The organism is Pseudoclavibacter sp. RFBB5, from assembly GCF_002931555.1.
In the GTDB taxonomy this organism is placed as follows: Bacteria; Actinomycetota; Actinomycetes; order Actinomycetales; family Microbacteriaceae; genus Pseudoclavibacter.
Genome location: NZ_PSTZ01000001.1, coordinates 347679 through 361197, shown reverse-complemented (window position 1 = coordinate 361197; position 13519 = coordinate 347679). Strand labels below are relative to the sequence as shown.

Sequence of the window (13519 nt, the reverse complement as noted above, 5' to 3'; positions counted from 1 at the left end):
CATGACTTCTCACCCAGGCTTCCAGACACCAGCGGCGCCGCGTCCTGGCGCTCAAACCTCCACCGCTGCCGGCGCCCATCACCCCGGCACCGTCCTCGCGGCGCACTCGCTCACGAAGACCTACGGCGCCACGGTCGCGCTCGCCGGCGTGAGCCTCGCAGTCCGGGCGGGCGAGGCGCTCGCGATCATGGGCGCTTCCGGCTCCGGGAAGACGACGCTGCTGCACAGCCTGGCGGGCATCATCACCCCCGACTCCGGCAGCATCCAGCTGCACGCTGAGGGTGGCAGCCGTGAGATGACGGACATGTCGGAGGCGAAGCGCACCGACCTGCGCCGCACCGAGTTCGGCTTCGTGTTCCAGGAGGGGATGCTCCTCCCGGAGCTCACGGCGCTCGAGAACGTCGCCCTCGCGGCCATGCTGTGCGGCGTCGAGCGCAAGCGCGCCGAGCACGCCGCCGGCGAGTGGCTCGCGGCCATGGGCCTCCGCGGCATGGAGGCGCGTCGCATCGGCGAGCTGTCCGGTGGCCAGGCGCAGCGCGTCGCAATCGCCCGCGCCCAGGTCACGGGCGCCCGCATCGTGTTCGCCGACGAACCGACGGGTGCCCTCGATTCGGCAACGAGCTCCGACGTCATGACGGCGCTGCTGGCCGCGACCTCCCGCGCCGGTCGGAGCCTGGTCGTCGTCACGCACGATCCCGAGGTCGCGGCCCGCTGCGACCGCACCGTGCGGATGCGCGACGGCCGCGTCCTCGACGACTCGGCGGCCCGCGCATGAGCGCCGCGCGAGGGGCGAGCTTCCCGGGGCCCACCGGCGACACGCTCCCGTCCGCGGGCGCCACGCCGACCGCCAGCTCGACGGTCGCTCAGGGCCCGCGCATCCCGGGCCCCGCGCCTCGCGGAACCGGACGCATCCCGGCGCTCACGCTCCTGCGGATGCTCACCCGGCCCGACACCGTCGGCGTCGCCGCGGTCGCCCTCCCCGCCGTGGCGTTCGCCGTCGTGACGGCCCTCACGCTGATCGTCGTCGGCGGCACCATCATGCTCTTCAACCCACCGGCCGGCATGCAGTCGCACGGCTTCTTCGCCGTCTTCGCGCTGACCCTGCTGGCCGTGCCGCTGCTGACGCTCGGCGTCGCCGCCGCGCGCCTCTCCGCGAGGCGACGCGACGACCGGCTCGCGACGCTGAGACTGCTCGGCGCGTCCACGACCGTCGTGACGATGCTCGCCGTCGCCGAGGCGACACTCATCGCCGTCGTGGGCATCCTGGCCGGGACGGCGCTCTACGCGGCGCTGCTTCCCGTCGTCGGGTTGCTGCACTTCTACGGCGGGGCCGTCGGGGCCGCGTCCCTGTGGGTCGGGTTCCCGATCCTCGCCGCGACCGCCGCGGGCATCGCCGTGCTCGCCGCGGCGAGCTCCTTCGCCGGACTCGCCGCCGTGCGCGTCACACCCCTCGGCGTGCGCAAGCGCGACAAGGCACCGCGGGTGAAGTGGCTCGCACTCGCTGGCGGCGTCGTCGCCCTGCTCGTCGCGCTCGGCCTCGTCAGCTTGGCCCAGGGATTCGTCTCGGCGCTCGGCATCGTCGGCATCGTCCTCGCCCTTTTCGTGCCGTTCGCGATCGGGATGCTCGCCATCAACCTCGCAGGCGGACCGCTCGTCGGGCTGATCGGTCGGCAGATGGCGAAGCGCGCGAAGACGCCGGCTCGCCTCATCGCCGGGCGCCGCCTCGCGGAGGCGCCCGGCGTGGCCTGGCGAAGCGTGTCCGGTATCGCGATGATCGCGTTCGTCGCCGTCATCAGCGGCAGCGGACTCGCGTTGCTGGACATGGTGGGCGGTACCGAGGGGGTCTCGGCGGAGGACCTCACGCTCATGACCGACCTCCGGACTGGCGTCTTCCTGACGCTGTTCGTCGCCTTCCTCATGCTGGCGTGCACCGTGGGTGTCTCGCAGGCCGCCGCGATCCTCGATGAGCGCAGACTGCTCATCTCCCTGGACCGCACGGGCATGCCGCGCACGGTCTTCGAGAAGGCGCAACGGGCGCAGGTCTGGGCGCCCCTGCTGCTCGCCGCACTCGGCGGGGCGGGCGCCGCGGTCGCCCTGGTGCTGCCGATCGTCGGCGCCTCCCTGCTCGTGGCGCCACTCGCGATGCTCACGATGGCGCTGTGCTTCGCGCTCGGGTTCGGCGCCGTCTGGCTGGCCCTGCTCGGCACTCGCCCCGTCGTCACGTCGGTGCTCGCCTCACCGCACCGCGGTTAGCTCTGGGGCGCGGGGCGCCGGGCGCCGTGCAGGCCCTACTTGACGTCGGCTGGGGTCTCGCCGAGGCGGTCGAACACGCCCTCGGCGAGGCGTTCAGCGTCGAGCCGGGCTGCGACGGGGTTGCGGCGGTTCGTGCCGTAGCCGAGGAGCGCCACACGGTTGTCGCGGCGGCTCCATCCGTCGCGTAGCCGGGCCATCCCTCCCTGCTCGCGCAGCTGCAGGGGCGCGAGGTGCCGCATCGTGGGGCGGCTGCCCGTCGCCCAGATGATCGCGTCCGCCTCGAAGCGGTCGCCGCTCGCGAGTGTGACGCCGTCCGGCTGGATGCTCGCGAGCGGCCCCCGAGACACGAGCAGCCCGCGGCGGATCGCGGCGAGCGTCCCCCTCGAGAGGGGGATGCCGCGGACGCTCACCTCGCTCGGGAGGCGCTCCCCGCGCTCGACGAAGCGCACGAACTCCGCCTCGTGGCGCGCATCCATGTCGCGCTGCCGCGAGTCGGTGCGGGACGGCAGCGTGAGGCGCGGGAGCTCATGGAAGTCGGGCTCGCGTCGGGTCGACCATGCGGTCGCCGCCGCGATCGGCTCGAGCTCGCGCAGGATCGTGACAGCTGAACGGCCGCCACCGACGACCATGACGCGCTTGCCCGCGAATCCGGCCAGCGACTCGATGTGGGCGGATGGCAGCTGCTCGCCCGCGAATTCCAATGCCCCCGGATACCAGGGCACGAACGGCGACGACCAGTCCCCCGTGGCGTTGATGACGTATCGCGTCGTGATGGTCCGGGGCGGACGATCACGCACCTGGATGTGCACCGTCAGATGCGGGGAGCGACGCATCGCCTCGACCCTCAGCACGCGCACGGGCCGCGCCACGAACAGGTCGTAGGCATCCTCGTAGCGGCGCATGAGCGGCGGCATGATGTCGCGGACGATGGCCTCCGGATCCTGGTCGCTCAGCCGGATACCCAGCTCGGACAACCCGGGAGGCCCCGTGAGGAGCGGCGTGTGACCGACCGTCTGGAAATCCCAGCCGCGCCCCCACGACCCGCCGGGCTGGGGCTCTGCATCGAAGACCACGAAATCCCGCAGCGGACGCAGACCCATCTCGGCGAGCGTCGCGGCGACGGTCACACCTGGCACGCCCGCGCCGATGACGACGAGGTCGATGTCGGTCTTCACGCTGTGCACGTCCGGCTTCCTGTCGAGGCGCTGGGGGCGCACCTGTGCGGTCACTCGGACGGTCGACGAGCTTCCGTCCGGTAGGGGTCAGTCTAGAGACGCGGGGTGACGTGGCCGGGTCGGCGCACCGAAGATTAGCTCGGCCGCCGTGGTAATGTGAGCGTCAGATTTTCGTTAACGACGTGCGACCGGGTGGCCATTCCTGCCCGGCCCGATTTATAAGGGGGTTACGCATGGGGCGTGGCCGTCAAAAGGCGAAGCACACCAAGGTCGCCCGTGAGCTCAAGTACTCCGTACATGAGACGAACTATGACGCGCTGGCACGTGAACTGTCCGGTGGCTCCTCGAGCTATCCGGCGACGCAGCCAGTCACTGAAGAACCAGCCGACGACATCCTCTCGAAGTGGTCCGAGTACCTCGACGATGATGACGCCGACGAAGACGACGACGCGAGCGGCTACGAGCAGAAGCGCGCGTAGGCGTCTGCGAACGGCTCCCCCGAGCCGCGCAGTTGCCGTCTGCCTCTGAGCCGAACTCGAAATCCCCAGTGATCGAACTCCAGCCGCCGAGCTTTCCCGCCGCCATCGCTGTGGCGGTCATCCTCATCGTCGGCAACCTCGTGAGCATGCTCACGGTTCGCTGGGGTGCGGATGGTCGACTCGACCGCTGGGGGTATGCGGGCTTGCGGACGGCGGCGACCCGTTCCTCAGACGAGGCCTGGCGCGCCGGGCACGAAGCGGCGCTCCGACCCGCGAATACGGGAGCTGGGGCCGGCATCGTGTTCGCGGTGGTATCCGTGCTCTCCGCCGGAACAGTCGCGCCGTACCTCGTATCGCTCGCTCTCGCAGTCGTGGCGACGCTGGCGGGCGTCATCTCGAGTCTGGTGATCGCTCATCGGGCGGCGAAGGGCGTCGCGGGCCTGTAGGCGGGGTTCAGCAGCAGCGTCCCTGCGGGTTCCTGTCCTGCTCGTCGGTGCGCTCCCTCCAGAACGCGCGCTCGCCCATCGGCTCGACGCCCGGATGCGCGCGGCGCTGGTGCGCGACGTACACCGCGTAGGCGTTGTCGCCCATCATCGACGTCACGTACCAGCGGATGGCCCGCAGGACGCGCCCGACTGTGTCCACAGCCAGGCGCATCCCAGAGGTCGGACTGCTCGTCACGTCAGTGCCTCACGATGTCGGGGCGCTTGTCGGCGGGGACCGCTTCCCATTCGCGCTGCAGCTCGCGCTCCGGCTTGGTCGGCAGGAACCCCGCTGGGGCGTACAGCCGCGACGGCGTCACCGGGTCCTCCGTGCTCTGGCCGAGGTCGCCCCGCATCGCGCGGAAGGTGCGGACGAGCGCGGCGACGATGACGATGATCGACAGCGTCACGAACAGGATCGACAGGGAACCCTGCACGGTGGTGTTGCGCACGACCGCTTCCATGGCCTCGACGGTCTTCGCGTTGCCGAAGCTCGTCTCGCCAGCCGCGAGCGCATCCCGGAAGGCCGCGTTCTGCGCCCAGTACCCGACGGCGGGGACCGGCGAGAAGATCTTGAACGCCGACGCCGTGATCGTGACGACCGCGACGAACGCAAGCGGGAGCGCGACGATCCACATCCACTTGAAGAGGCCCTTCTTGGCGACGATCGTGAGGCAGATCGCCAGCGCGATGGCGGCGAGCAGCTGATTCGCGATACCGAACAGCGGGAAGAGCGTATTGATGCCACCCAAGGGGTCGGTGACGCCCATGATGAGGATCGCGCCCCAGCCCGCCACCATGACAGCGGTGGCGATCCAGGCGCCCAACCTCCAGTCGGGGTCGCGGAACTTCGGCACGAAGTTGCCGATCGCATCCTGCAGCATGAATCGGGCGACTCGGGTGCCGGCGTCAACAGCGGTGAGGATGAAGAGCGCCTCGAACATGATCGCGAAGTGGTACCAGAAGCTCATCATGCCGACGCCCCCGATGAACTGCTGCATGATCTGCGCGAGCCCCACGGCGAGGGTCGGCGCGCCGCCCGTGCGGGACACGATGCTCTCCTCGCCGACGTTCGTCGCCATCGTCGAGAGGGCATCCGGCGACAGGTTGACGCCAGTCAGACCCAGAGAGTTGACGAACGCGACGGCACCCTCGATGGTGCCTCCCGTGGCGGCCGCCGATGAGTTCATGGCGAAGTAGATGCCGCGGTCGATGGAGAGCGCCGCGACGAGCGCCATGATGGCGACGAACGACTCCATGAGCATGCCGCCGTAGCCGATGAAGCGGGTCTGCTTCTCTTTCTCGACGAGCTTCGGGGTGGTTCCGGATGCGATGAGCGCGTGGAACCCGGAAAGGGCGCCGCACGCGATCGTCACGAAGAGGAACGGGAAGAGCGAGCCCGAGAAGACCGGACCGTCGACGCGGCTCGCGAACTCGCTGAACGCCGGCACCTCGATCTCGGGGCGCACGACGACGATCGCGCCGGCGAGCATGACGATGACGCCGATCTTCATGAACGTCGACAGGTAGTCGCGAGGTGCGAGCAGGAGCCAGACGGGGAGGACGGCGGCGACGAAGCCGTAGATGATGATGCCCCAGGCGATGGTCGTGCGGTCGAGCGTGAAGAGCTGCGTGCCCCACTCGGTGTCGGCGATCCAGCCGCCGGCGACGATCGCGAACATGAGCAGCACGAAGCCGATGATGGAGATCTCGGTGATCTTGCCCGGGCGCAGGTAGCGCAGGTAGAGCCCCATGAAGAGGGCGATCGGGATGGTCATGGAGACGCTGAAGACACCCCACGGGCTCTCGCCGAGCGCGTTGACGACCACGAGCGCGAGGATCGCGACGATGATGATCATGATGACGAGCGTCGCGATCTGCGCCGCGATGCCGCCGATCACGCCGAGCTCGTCGCGGGCCATCTGCCCGAGCGAGCGACCTCCGCGGCGGGTCGAGAAGAACAGGACGAGGTAGTCCTGCACGGCACCCGCGAGGACGACGCCGACGATGATCCACACCGTGCCGGGCAGGTACCCCATCTGGGCTGCCAGCACCGGCCCGACCAGAGGACCTGCGCCGGCGATCGCCGCGAAGTGGTGGCCGTACAGCACGCGACGGTCGGTCGGCACGAAGTCCTTGCCGTTCGCCTTGTACTCGGCAGGTGTCGCGCGGCGGTCGTCAGGGCGTGTGAGCTTGCGCTCGATGAGCTTCGAGTAGAAGCGGTAGGCGATGAGGTAGGTGCAGACGGCGGCGAACACGAACCAGATGGCGTTGACCGTCTCGCCGCGGACGATCGCGAGCATCGTCCAGGCCAGACCGCCCAAGAGCCCGATGCCGACCCACAGGGCGACCTTCGCCGGCGTCCACCTCGGCTTCTCGGCGTCTGGGTCGAGATCCTCCACCGCTACAGGTGGCAGTTGAGGGTCGCGGAGTGCTGCTCCGCTGTTCTTCGCGTCGTGGCTCACAGGTCGCTCCTCGTCGAGTGGCTGTCGTGGAGTCCACGATGGACCATGCCACCGACACTCGCCACCTCCGGAAGGAGGGAGTGACCGGATCGAGACCCGGACGCCAGACGGACTCGGTCAGACCCCGTCGCGGAGGTTGCGCGCGAAGCTCGCCGCGCGCGTCCGCAGGTTCTCCGTGCGCTGCTCGCGCGCCGCATCCCGGTCATAGCCGATGTACGCGGACGGAGGCAGGCGGCGCACGTTCGCCGAGCATTCGAACGCAGCGCACACGAGCGTCCCGACGGTGTCGCCGCGCCGGCCGGCTTCCCCCGTGCGCTTCGCGCTGTAGAAGACGACATCGTTCGGCAGCGTCACGTCCTCGCACCACGAGCACATCGCCCGACGCGTCGGCAGCTTGCGCGCCCGCTCGAGCACGATCCCCACGAGCTCGCCGTCGACGGGGACCACCGCGTAGGCGCGACGCCCCAGCTTCGGGTCCGTCCAGCCAAGGTAGTCGCGTCGCCCCCAGTCGATATCGTGGAAACCGGGCGGCAGGGTCACGTCGCTGACCTCCTTGCGCGAGGCGTTCACGAACGCATCCCGAATCTGGGCCTCGGTGAGCTGCTGCATCCGACGAGCGTACCGAGCCGAACGGTCAGAGGCCGTCAGCAAACTCCGCGAGCGCCTTCGCCAGGGGATCCGGGGCACCGATGGCGACATAGTGGCCGCCGGGCACGACGACCGCCTCGACCCCGGCACGGTCGCGCGCATGCTGCTTCGCGAACTCGATCGGGAAGAACAGGTCGTCCTCGGCGGCGATGAACCCCGTCGACGTCTCCCGCCCCACTCCGGGCCACGGAGCGTCCATCCACGACCCCGTCTCCTCGCGCACGTGCGCCTTCGCATCGACGACCAGGTCGTCTGGGACCAGGTTGTAGAACACGAGCTCGTCCTCGGAATCGACACCGAGCGCGCTGTGGCCCGTGGCATCCCACCACTCCTGCATCGTCTCCCCCGGCTTCGGGATCATGCCGGCGACGTACACGAGCCCGTCGGCGTCCAGGCGCTCCGCCACGAGCGCCGCCGTGAAGCCGCCAAGCGAGTGGCCGACGATGACCAGCTGCTCGCCCTGCCCGTCACCGTCGGAGCTGTCGCCCCTCGCCTCGTCGAGCTGCGCGGACACCGAATCGGCGTAGTCGACGAGCGACAGGCCCGGCTCCTCAACCGGCAGGTCGACCGCGATGGCGCGGTGCCCCGCCTCCTCGAGCTTCGGCACGACAAGGTGCCAGTCCCAGCTCGACGATCCTCCACCGTGGATGAGCACAAACGTCGCCATGGTGTTCCCCGTTCCCGCATCAGTTGTCTGTGAACGGATGCACATGCATCCGACTGCCAAGCCTGGGGGCCGAGCCTGGACTTTCGCCCGACTCGGCACCTGGCCGGCGATCTCGGCGCGCGGGGACTCGGGCTGGCGAACTCACTTCGTGCTGGGAAAATTCCCGTAGCGCAGCGAGGTTTCCATCCCGAGACTTCGGCGACGGCCGAGGGAACTCAGCTCGCGACGAGCGGACGCTCGCTGCGGTCGGCGGCGACGAGGGCCGTCGCGAGCACGTGGATGCCCACGGCGATGTCGTCTGCCTCCGTGAACTCCTCTGGCACGTGGCTGCGCCCGCCGACGGATGGCACGAAGATCATGCCCATCGGTCCGAGGTGCGCGAGGTGCGCGGCGTCGTGGCCTGCACCGGAGGGCACCGCCTCCCACGTGTAGCCGAGCGCGTCGGCGGCCTCGCCGAGGAGGCGCTGCACGTCGGGGTCTGCCGCGACCGGGTCCTGGTCGTTGAGCCACTCGATGGCGGTCTCGACGCCGCGCAGCGCGGCGCCCGCCGCGATGTCCTCGGCGACGCGACGCTTCGCGCCGTGCAGCCACGACGCATCCACGCTGCGCATCTCCGCCCAGATGCGCGCCTCGTCTGGAACGATGTTGAAGGAGCCGGGCGACGACTCGATGCGGCCGGTCGTCGATACTCCGTGGATGGGGGCGCCGCACGCTTCTCGCTCGATCGTGAGGATCGCCTCGGCGGCCGCGATGAGCGCGTCGTGCCTGCCCTGCATGGGCATGGTGCCCGCGTGGTCGGCGCGGCCGGAGAAGGCGGCCATGAGCCGCTCGATGCCGGCGATCGCCGTGACGACGCCGATCTGTTTGCCGCTGCGCTCGAGCTGCGGGCCCTGCTCGATGTGCAGCTCGAGGTAGGCGTGCAGCGAGCCGGGAGTCCAGGCCTGGCCGAGGGCGCCGCTCGTGTCGAGGCCGAAGCCCGTCATGGCGTCGCCGAGGCGCAGCGCGGATTCGCCGTCGGTGCGCTCGAGGTGCTCGGGCAGCAGGAGTCCGGCGATGGACCGGGACCCGATGCAGGAGACGCCGAAGGAGTTCGCCTCCTCGCCGAGGAAGTCGACGACGTACAGGTCGCGCAAGAGCGTGATGCCCTCCTCGCGGAGCCGCCTCGCGACCTCGATGCCGCCGAGCACGCCGACGATGCCGTCGTAGCGTCCACCCGCGTGCACGGTGTCGGTGTGCGATCCCGTCATGAGCGGCTTGAGCGCCGAGTTCGCGCCGCGCAGCACTCCGACGACGTTGCCCGCCGGGTCGATGTGCGCCTCGAGGCCCGCCGTGCGCATCCGGTCTCGCACCCACTCGCGCCCCGCGCGGTACGCGTCGGAGAACACGCGTCGCGAGAAGCCAGGCTCTGCGCTCTCGACGAGGCCGGCGAGCTCCGTCAGATCGGCGAGGACCCGCTGCTGGTCGGGCCGGAGCCTGGACGGGTCAACGGCGCCGAGCAGCGCATCCGCGGTGTCAGCTGACATAGCCGACCGTCCCGCCGACGAGGCCCGAGTCGCGGTACTTCAGGAAGTCGATGCCCATGATCTGCTCGATCTCGGCGAGCCCGGACTCGTCGATGGCCGACGACGACACGGGCAGGGCGGATGCGGGCACCGAGACGAGGACAACCTCTTCGCCCTCGTAGGCGTCCTTGACTGCGACGGCCTCGCCGAGCTTGGGGTCGAGGATGATGATCGTGTCCGGGTAGGTCGCGATGCGCTCACCGCCGGACTCGATGGCCATGTACTCGTTGAGGTACGGCACCGTGAAGTCGCCGATGCGGAACGTGCCGTGGTCCCAGCCGCCGTGCGTCTCGGTCGGCACCTCGAAGCCGAGCGGGCCGCGGGACACGACCGTGCCGCCGAGGCGCTCTACGACGGCCTGCACGAACGCCTCCTGCTTGCCCGCGCCGCGCTTCTTCAGCGCAGCCGCCATGTCGCGCCCGAGGTCGAGGGCCAGCGAGATGGACCCGTGCGCCGCGTGCTCCTTCACATAGCTCAGCTCGACGGGGTTGCGCGCGGCCGCGATGAAGCCGCCCGTGCGCACCGAGATGTCGCGCAGCACGTCGTCGCACGTGTTGATCGTGCCTGTGTTCACCGAGAGGAAGTGCCCGTGGAGGGCGCGGTTGCCGCCCGAGACGACCTGCTTCGCCACGTAGCCCTCACGTTCGGCGAGGCCGAGCGAGCCGAGCTTGCCGGTCGGATGCGCGCGCACGTCGCCGGCCACGTCAAGCACCTTCACGCCGAGCACCGACGACTGGATCCACCCGTTGAGGGTCGTCGAGTAGCCGTTCTGGGCGGTCATGACGGCCGCGATGGGCACATCCGTCGCCCTGATGAGCTCCTGCAGCGCGTGCACGTAGTCGACCGGGCGGATCTCCCAGTTCTTCGCCGCCGGGGCGCCGATGGCCGTGACCGTCGCCACCCAGCTGTCCTCCGGCAGCTCGTCGATGCTCGCGAGCACCGGCCGGTTCAGCTCGGTCGCCATGCGGCCCATGAGCTCGCCGTGGTGCTTCCACCCGCCGCCGCCGCACGCGAGCACACCGCCCCCGAGCACTCCGTGGATGGCGTCTTCCTGGGTGAGTTCACGCACGAGCGTTCCCTTCGGGGTCGGTGTCAGAGCTGGCTGGGAGTGCTTGTGGTCCCGGGGCTGATGCAGCTGGCCCAGCGGATGCGCCGCGCGCGGCCAGCCCGAGGGCCGCGATGGGCGCATCCCCCGTCTCGCCTCCGCGCGCGATGGCGACGGTCGCCTCCTCGTAGCCGGCGGCCGCGTGGCGGATGACGCCGAGGCCCGTGTCGAGGTCGAGCGCGAGGCGCAGGCGCTCGAGGGTCTCCGGCTTGCCGTCTGCGACGATCGAGACGCCGGCCGACTGCATCCACCCCGTGTAGCCGCCGCCGCCGGAGTGGATGGCGACGAGGTCGGCGCCCGCCGTCGAGAGCAGCATGGCGTCGAGGAGCGGCCAGTCGGTGACCCCGTCGGAGCCGTCCCGCATGCCCTCGGTGCCGATGCGCGGATGCGTCATGCCGGCCGAGTCGAGGTGGTCGCGGCTGAAGAGCACGGGAGCCGAGAGGCGTCCGTCGGCGACGAGCTCGTTCGCGGCCTGCGCGAGGCGCGAGCGTTCGCCGTGGCCGAGCCAGCATGATCGGGCCGGCAGCCCCTGCTGGGGCACGTGCACGCCCGCGAGCGCCAGCCACTCGGCGATCTCGGGCCGCTCGGGGAAGAGCGACGAGGCGAGCGCATCCATCGTGAGCTGGTCGTCGACGTCGCCGGACAGGCACACCCAGCGGAACGGGCCGATGCCCCGCGCGAAGAGCGGCCGCAGGTAGGCCTCCATGAAGCCGGGGATGCGGTTGACCCGGTCGGCCTCCCCCTCCCCCAGGTGCTCGAGCGCCTTGACGCGCAGGTTGTTGCCGTTCTCGAAGGCGACCGAGCCGCGTTCCTGCAGCGTGAGCATGGCCTCGACCTGCTGGGCCATGGATGCTCGGGCGAGCGCCTCGACGCGCTCCGGCTCCGTCTCGCGGGCCGTGATCCACGCGTCGAGCGTGTACTCCAGGGGCACGTAGCCGTAGCGCGCGTCGTGCGCGGCGGTCTGGTCGGTGACGATGTCCGGCGTGACGCCTCGGGATGCGAGCTCGGTGAACACGGCCGCCGCGTTGGCGTGCAGCGCGACCGCGGCCGGGATCCCCTCGGCGCGCGCCGCCTCGATCAGCGCGAGCGCGTCGTCGAGGGTCGGCGCTTGCACGTCGATGCCGCCGACCGCGAGCGCGCGGTCGATCTTCACCTGGTCGATCTCGACCGTGAGCGAGGAGAGGCCGAGGATGCGCGCCGAGATCGGCTGGGCCGACCCCATCCCGCCGAGGCCAGCGGTGAGCATCCACCTGCCCTCCGCCCGCGCGTCGTAGTGCTGGACGAGCACCTCGCGCAGCAGCTCGTACGTGCCCTGCAGCACGCCCTGGCGGCCGATGTACTGCCACGCGGCGGCGGTCAGGCCGCCCCAGATGGTCTGGCCGGCGCGGTACCGCTCGTAGAAGCGGTCGCTGGTCGCCCAGTTGCCGACGGTGTTGTTGACGGCGGACAGCACCATGGGAGAGTCGCGCTTCGTCGACATGACGCCGACTGCGGCGCCCGTCTGCAGGATGAGCGTCTCGGCCTCGTCGAGCTCGAGCAGCGAGGTGACGATGCGGCAGGCCTCGTCCCAGTTGCGGGCGGCCTTCCCGAGCGAGGCGTAGACGATGAGCTCCGCCGCGTTCTCGCCGACCTCGAGCACGTTCTCGAACATGCGAAGCAGGCCCTCGGCCCGCCAGTTCCTGGCCCGCAGCTTCGTGCCGCGCTGCGCCGTGATGGGCTGGGTGCCGCGGGCGAGGATGGGGCTGGCGAGGGGCGCGGATGCCGGCGGCGGCGTCTCGCCGTCCGTGGGAGTCTCGCCGCCCGCGCGGGTCTGGCTGTTCGCGGGGGTCGCGGCTGATTCAGGCACTCTGATCGCTCCAGACTTCGAGGTCGACGTTCGATGGCAGTTTCGCGGCGAGCTCTGCAGCTCCCTGCTTGAGGAGCGCGATGCGCTCATCCAGTGCCCCAGTCTGCCGCTCGTCACCGACAAGCGACAGTGAGCACAGCACGCGGCCGCCCGCGAAGACGGGAACGCCGATGCCGACCATGCCCGGGGTGATCTGCCCGTAGGAGACGGCGTGCCCCTCGGCGCGCACCTGGCGCAGATACGGCTCGATCATCTCGGGGCTCATGGTCGCGGTCGTGTACGCGCGCAGACCGCCGGAGAGCAGCTCTCGCACCACCTTCTTCGGCGCGTACGCCAGCAGCGGCAGCGCCGTGGCGCCCGCGTAGAGGCTGCGCACCTTGCCGCGTCCGAACGGGATGCGATGCTGCGGATGCGCGTAGGACACCTCGAGGCACACGGCGGTGATGTGCACCCGCACGGCGAGAATCGCGGTCATGCCGGTGAGCTCGCGGAGGCGGCGGAGGACGGGGGCCGCGTAGCGCACGAGGTGCGGCGAGGCGTCGTCGCTCTCCGCGAGGCGGCTCGACGGCATGAGGTAGCCGTCGATCTCGATCGCGAAGCCCGCATCCCGAAGCACTGTCACGTAGCGGTAGACGGTCGAGAGGGGCATCCCGAGCTCGCTGCTGATCTCGGAGATCTTCAGGCGCCCGCGGCCCTGGATGAGCTGCAGGATCTCGAGGCCACGGTGCAGTGACTTGTACGCCGCTCCACCGGTGCCGCTGCCACCGCCGGATGCGGCCGCTCCCCCGGAGATGGGCCGCCCGTTCGGGTCCGCCTTCGGTCGCAGGTCGCTCATGA

The 13519-nt window shown here is 70.5% G+C and carries 13 protein-coding genes; 4 read left to right on the top strand and 9 right to left on the bottom strand.

The annotated features are described in order from the left end of the window. Position 1 precedes the first annotated feature (1 nt). Together C5B97_RS01755 and C5B97_RS01750 are read left to right on the top strand one after the other, a co-directional pair. Complete coding sequence (locus tag C5B97_RS01755; protein ID WP_104310413.1) at positions 2 to 775, top strand: ABC transporter ATP-binding protein; 774 nt, start codon at positions 2 to 4, stop codon at positions 773 to 775. After that, complete coding sequence (locus C5B97_RS01750) at positions 772 to 2253, top strand: permease (RefSeq protein WP_104310412.1); 1482 nt, start codon at positions 772 to 774, stop codon at positions 2251 to 2253. Before C5B97_RS01755 ends, C5B97_RS01750 begins: the two co-directional genes overlap by 4 nt. A gap of 35 nt (positions 2254 to 2288) precedes the next feature. On the opposite strand, the gene C5B97_RS01745 is transcribed toward C5B97_RS01750, so the two are convergent. Further along, complete coding sequence (locus C5B97_RS01745) at positions 2289 to 3482, bottom strand: NAD(P)/FAD-dependent oxidoreductase (protein WP_104310411.1); 1194 nt, start codon at positions 3480 to 3482, stop codon at positions 2289 to 2291. A 179-nt stretch (positions 3483 to 3661) separates the two neighbouring features. Between C5B97_RS01745 and C5B97_RS01740 the strand changes: the two genes are divergently transcribed. Both C5B97_RS01740 and C5B97_RS01735 read left to right on the top strand, forming a co-directional pair. Beyond that, entirely contained in the window at positions 3662 to 3907 is a 246-nt protein-coding gene (locus C5B97_RS01740) for a DUF3073 domain-containing protein (protein WP_104310410.1), read from the top strand. Positions 3908 to 3975: 68 nt separating this feature from the next. Next, on the top strand, positions 3976 to 4353 hold the full coding sequence (locus tag C5B97_RS01735) for an SdpI family protein (RefSeq protein WP_104310409.1): 378 nt from the start codon (positions 3976 to 3978) through the stop codon (positions 4351 to 4353). Positions 4354 to 4360: 7 nt separating this feature from the next. Here the strand turns inward: C5B97_RS01735 and C5B97_RS01730 are convergent, their stop codons facing one another. The 8 genes from C5B97_RS01730 to C5B97_RS01695 form a co-directional block, all read right to left on the bottom strand. Beyond that, on the bottom strand, positions 4361 to 4564 hold the full coding sequence (locus C5B97_RS01730; protein ID WP_104310408.1) for a YbdD/YjiX family protein: 204 nt from the start codon (positions 4562 to 4564) through the stop codon (positions 4361 to 4363). A gap of 25 nt (positions 4565 to 4589) precedes the next feature. Further along, entirely contained in the window at positions 4590 to 6854 is a 2265-nt protein-coding gene (locus tag C5B97_RS01725) for a carbon starvation CstA family protein (protein ID WP_104310407.1), read from the bottom strand. A gap of 117 nt (positions 6855 to 6971) precedes the next feature. Beyond that, positions 6972 to 7463, bottom strand: a complete 492-nt coding sequence (locus C5B97_RS01720) for an FBP domain-containing protein (protein ID WP_104310406.1) — start codon at positions 7461 to 7463, stop codon at positions 6972 to 6974. A gap of 25 nt (positions 7464 to 7488) precedes the next feature. Further along, positions 7489 to 8169, bottom strand: a complete 681-nt coding sequence (locus tag C5B97_RS01715; protein ID WP_104310405.1) for an alpha/beta fold hydrolase — start codon at positions 8167 to 8169, stop codon at positions 7489 to 7491. A 215-nt stretch (positions 8170 to 8384) separates the two neighbouring features. Then, on the bottom strand, positions 8385 to 9692 hold the full coding sequence (locus C5B97_RS01710) for a M20 family metallo-hydrolase (RefSeq protein WP_104310404.1): 1308 nt from the start codon (positions 9690 to 9692) through the stop codon (positions 8385 to 8387). Next, positions 9682 to 10800, bottom strand: a complete 1119-nt coding sequence (locus C5B97_RS01705) for a DUF917 family protein (RefSeq protein WP_104310403.1) — start codon at positions 10798 to 10800, stop codon at positions 9682 to 9684. The genes C5B97_RS01710 and C5B97_RS01705 overlap by 11 nt, the downstream gene beginning before the upstream one ends. Beyond that, the gene (locus C5B97_RS01700) at positions 10793 to 12682 is read right to left on the bottom strand and encodes a urocanate hydratase (RefSeq protein WP_211892242.1); all 1890 of its coding nucleotides are present in this window, start codon (positions 12680 to 12682) and stop codon (positions 10793 to 10795) included. Before C5B97_RS01700 ends, C5B97_RS01705 begins: the two co-directional genes overlap by 8 nt. After that, positions 12675 to 13517: an IclR family transcriptional regulator gene (locus C5B97_RS01695; protein ID WP_104310401.1), complete on the bottom strand. Its 843-nt coding sequence runs from the start codon at positions 13515 to 13517 to the stop codon at positions 12675 to 12677. Before C5B97_RS01695 ends, C5B97_RS01700 begins: the two co-directional genes overlap by 8 nt. Positions 13518 to 13519: the final 2 nt, after the last annotated feature.

Coding starts and splice junctions, on each gene's coding strand:
- C5B97_RS01755 (WP_104310413.1), top strand. CDS start 2: ATGACTTCTCACCCAGGCTTCCAGACACCAGCGGCGCCGCGTCCTGGC.
- C5B97_RS01750 (WP_104310412.1), top strand. CDS start 772: ATGAGCGCCGCGCGAGGGGCGAGCTTCCCGGGGCCCACCGGCGACACG.
- C5B97_RS01740 (WP_104310410.1), top strand. CDS start 3,662: ATGGGGCGTGGCCGTCAAAAGGCGAAGCACACCAAGGTCGCCCGTGAG.
- C5B97_RS01730 (WP_104310408.1), bottom strand. CDS start 4,564: ATGCGCCTGGCTGTGGACACAGTCGGGCGCGTCCTGCGGGCCATCCGC.
- C5B97_RS01720 (WP_104310406.1), bottom strand. CDS start 7,463: ATGCAGCAGCTCACCGAGGCCCAGATTCGGGATGCGTTCGTGAACGCC.
- C5B97_RS01715 (WP_104310405.1), bottom strand. CDS start 8,169: ATGGCGACGTTTGTGCTCATCCACGGTGGAGGATCGTCGAGCTGGGAC.
- C5B97_RS01710 (WP_104310404.1), bottom strand. CDS start 9,692: ATGTCAGCTGACACCGCGGATGCGCTGCTCGGCGCCGTTGACCCGTCC.
- C5B97_RS01695 (WP_104310401.1), bottom strand. CDS start 13,517: ATGAGCGACCTGCGACCGAAGGCGGACCCGAACGGGCGGCCCATCTCC.